General features: G+C 56.5%; 4 protein-coding genes. 1 reads left to right on the forward strand and 3 read right to left on the reverse strand.

Annotated features, from left to right (window positions below):
* Positions 1-821 (forward strand): IclR family transcriptional regulator (locus ACOYNV_RS26615; protein WP_422902838.1); only part of this gene is annotated, 821 nt, incomplete at its 5' end.
* 39 nt (positions 822-860) lie between these two features.
* Here ACOYNV_RS26615 and ACOYNV_RS26620 read toward each other — a convergent pair.
* The 3 genes from ACOYNV_RS26620 to ACOYNV_RS26630 form a co-directional block, all read right to left on the reverse strand.
* Complete coding sequence (locus ACOYNV_RS26620) at positions 861-1661, reverse strand: SDR family oxidoreductase (protein WP_422902839.1); 801 nt, start codon at positions 1659-1661, stop codon at positions 861-863.
* A gap of 26 nt (positions 1662-1687) precedes the next feature.
* On the reverse strand, positions 1688-2701 hold the full coding sequence (locus tag ACOYNV_RS26625) for a Bug family tripartite tricarboxylate transporter substrate binding protein (protein WP_422902840.1): 1014 nt from the start codon (positions 2699-2701) through the stop codon (positions 1688-1690).
* A 34-nt stretch (positions 2702-2735) separates the two neighbouring features.
* Positions 2736-3551, reverse strand: an 816-nt coding sequence (locus ACOYNV_RS26630; protein WP_422902841.1) for an isocitrate lyase/PEP mutase family protein, incomplete at its 5' end; no start/stop codon positions are given.

Raw genomic sequence — 3551 nt, forward strand, 5'->3', positions numbered from 1 at the left:
TGAATACAGAACACTTTGTTCAAAATACCGAACAAATTACCGCAGCACCTCAAACGCCAAGCACGGGGACCAAAGGTGTCGCCGTCATCGGTGTGGAACGAGTGCTCGATGTTTTTGAGGCCTTCAATAAAGTCCAGAAGCCGCTTTCCTTGACTGACCTCGCTGATATCACCGGCATCCCCAAGAGCAGTTGCCACGCCATCGTGCGCACACTCATCGCGCGGGGTTACCTGTACTCTCTGAACACACGGCGCGCGCTTTATCCGACGCGTCGCCTCTTCGATATTGCTCGCGAAATCCACGAAAAGGACCCATTCGTCGAAAGGGTGATGCCACTGCTGGAACGCTTGCGCGACGCTTCGCGGGAAACGGTGATCCTCGGCAAGCGCCAGGGGGACGCTGTCATTTATCTCCAAGTGGTGGAGAGCACACATTCCATTCGCTATTCGGCAAAGCCTGGTGAATTCAAGCCACTGCACTGCAGTGCGGTCGGCAAAGCCCTAATGGGTAGCATGAAGGAAGCTGATCTGCGCGCCCAGATTGCCGGTCTGGCTTTTCCGGCGATCACAGGCACTACGTTGACTGACCCTCAGACGCTCACCAACGACATCCTCGCGGGCCGCAAACGTGGTTACTTTGTCAGTCAAGGCGAAAATGTCGCGGATGTATGGGCCATTTCCGCATTCCTGGCTGTGAATTCGGAGACCCTTGCCATCGCCATCGCTGGGCCAAGGCACCGAATCGAAAGCAACGTCATCGAATGCGCCCAACTCGTCTCGGCCACCTGTAGCTTCATTTCCCGGAACTGGTCGCACGGATGACAAAACAAGATTGACGAGATACAAGACGGGCCGTGTTGGCTAAACAACCATCGAAGTCGCAGCACCATCCATCGTCAAGATGGCACCCGTGATATAGCTCGCACAGGGAGATGCCAGGAACAGGACAGCATTGGCAATTTCTTCCGGTTGTGCCAACCTTCCGAGCGGCACCTTGCGTGTCATCTGCGCCAAGGCCTCCTGGACACTGATTTGACCAAGCTTGGCTGCCGCTTCCAACCCTGTCTGAAGTCGGTCAGTGACTGTGCCTCCCGGATTGACTGCATTGACGCGAACCCCCCGAGGCCCGTAAGCGCCGGCAAGACCAGCACTGATAAGCATCAGCGCCGCGTTTGCCGCCCCCCCTGGCAAATGTATCGGGCTTGCCACTTTGCCTCCGGCTCCTACCACGTTGACAATGGAGCCAACACCACGCCGGCCCATTTTCTTGATCACCAGATCAATCATGTGCACGTAGGTAAAGAACTTGGCATTCATCGCGTCATGCCAGGCTTGAGCGTTGAGCTCATCAGGCGGAGTACGGCGGGCCGCGCCAGCACAATTGACCAGTACGTCAACCTCACCATGAAGCCGCTCAGCCTGTTCAAGTGCCGCACCGGCTTGCTCCGCCACTTCAAGGTCGGCAGCAAATATTCCGACACGCCCGTCGATCGCAGGAAACTGCTGCACCAGTTGCTGCAATGCACTCTCCAATGAGGCCTGGCTTCGCGAGACCAGGCTGACTCGCGCCCCCTCGCGCAGGAAGCCCTTGGCGCAAGCCAGACCTATGCCTTTGCTTCCTCCAGTGATAAGTACATGTTGCCGAGCTAGTTGCAAGTCCATGCGCCACCTTTTCTTTGTGCCATTGATTACTCTATGCTGATGCCAGCGGATTTAACGACTTGTCCGTAACGGGCCAGATCCCGTTTGATTTCGTTACTGAATTGATCGACCGTTCCAGGAGTTGCATCGATTCCCATCAAGCGCAATTTCTCGCGGACCACCGGGTCATTGAGCACAGCATTGAGCTCAGTATTGAGACGTGTCACGATCGCGGTTGGCGTTGCGATCGGTGCCAGAATGCCAACCCATGAGTTGACAACAAAGTCGGGGACCCCGCTTTCGATGAAAGTGGGCACATCCGGTAAAGCAGATGTGCGCTGGGCGCTTGACACCGCGACGGCATGAAGCTTGCCTGATTTGACATGACCATGGGCGCCAGCAACCGCTGTGTAGACCAGGGGAATGGTGCCGCCAAGAACGTCCGTCATTGCTTGCCCGCCCCCTTTGTAGGGGATGTGCATAAGGTTCGCATTGGTTCTTGATTTGAGCAATTCCCCTGCAATATGCGGTGTGCCACCGGTTCCTGAGGTCCCGAAGGAAAGCCCGCCTGGCTGCGTCTTCGACAAGGCGATGACCTCAGTCAGAGTTTTTGCCGGCAGGGCAGGGTTGGCTACCAGTATCAAGGTCGCGTCGCCGATCTTTCCTACAGGTACAAAGTCCTTGACGGTGTCGAAAGGCGTTTTTGCAAAGACGTGTGGATTGATGACCATCGTGCCATCGAAGCCTAAAACAAGCGTGTACCCGTCGGCTGCTGCCGCCTTGACCAAACTTGTCCCAATGTTGCCGGAGGCACCGGGCTTGTTGTCAACAATAATTTGCTGACCCAATCTCTTTCCAAGATGCTCGGCTATCAAGCGCCCGCTGGTGTCCGTCACTCCGCCAGGCGTGAATGGGACGACCAAGCGAATCGTCTTGTTGGGCCATGCGTCTTGAGCCTGCGCTATGCCAAAACCCCCTCCCAGCAAGACAGCGAGTCCCATGGTGGAGATGGAAAGCAGTACCCTGCGCCGTGGCGCACAAGCGGTGGTATTTCTGTTCATTTTGTTCTCTTTCAGGTAGTGGGCTAATAGTCGCTCAATCGGGATGGCTGTAACGTTTCTCGAATTCCCAGACCTCCTCGAAACCCATGAGCTTGGTGAGTTCCGTGAACGGCATAAGAGGCGTGACCTGACCGGCGGAGGACCCGGTTTGCTTGAAGGACTCGTACACGGTCTTCATGGCCTGCGTCGCCGCAAGCATTGCGGTTACCGGAAAAATGGCGATCTTGTAGCCAAGATTTTCCAGTTCCTGCTGACTCATGACGGGCGTGCGTCCTCCCTCCACCATGTTGGCCAGCAAGGGCAAATCAAAACTGCTCCCGATCTGCATCATCTCCTGTGGTGTCTCGGGCGATTCGACGAACAGAATATCTGCTCCTGCACGGGCATAAGCCTCCGCACGTCGCATCGCCTCGTCCAAGCCCAATGCGCTGCGCGCATCGGTTCGGGCAATGATGAGGAAATCCTTGGAACTGCGCGCGTCCGATGCCACCTGAACTTTTCGCACCATGTCCGCCATCGGTATAACGCGGCGTCCCGGCGTGTGCCCACATTTTTTGGGAAACTCCTGGTCCTCCAGTTGAATCGCACAAGCACCCGCACTTTCATAGCCGCGCACGGTATGCGCTACATTGAGTAAGCCACCATAGCCCGTATCGCCATCGGCAATCAGCGGTGTTCGCGCCATGGAGGCCATCAACTTGACGCGCCCCACCATATCCGAGTACGTAGCCAAGCCCGCATCCGGCAGGCCGAGGTGGGAGGCAACGGTGCCAAAGCCGGTCATATACAGCGCGTCAAAGCCAAAGGTATCAGCCAGGCGTAGCGACACCATGTCAAATATCCCGGGAGC

Origin of the sequence: Propionivibrio sp. (assembly GCF_049316945.1) — a bacterium.
Classification (GTDB): domain Bacteria; phylum Pseudomonadota; class Gammaproteobacteria; order Burkholderiales; family Rhodocyclaceae; genus Propionivibrio.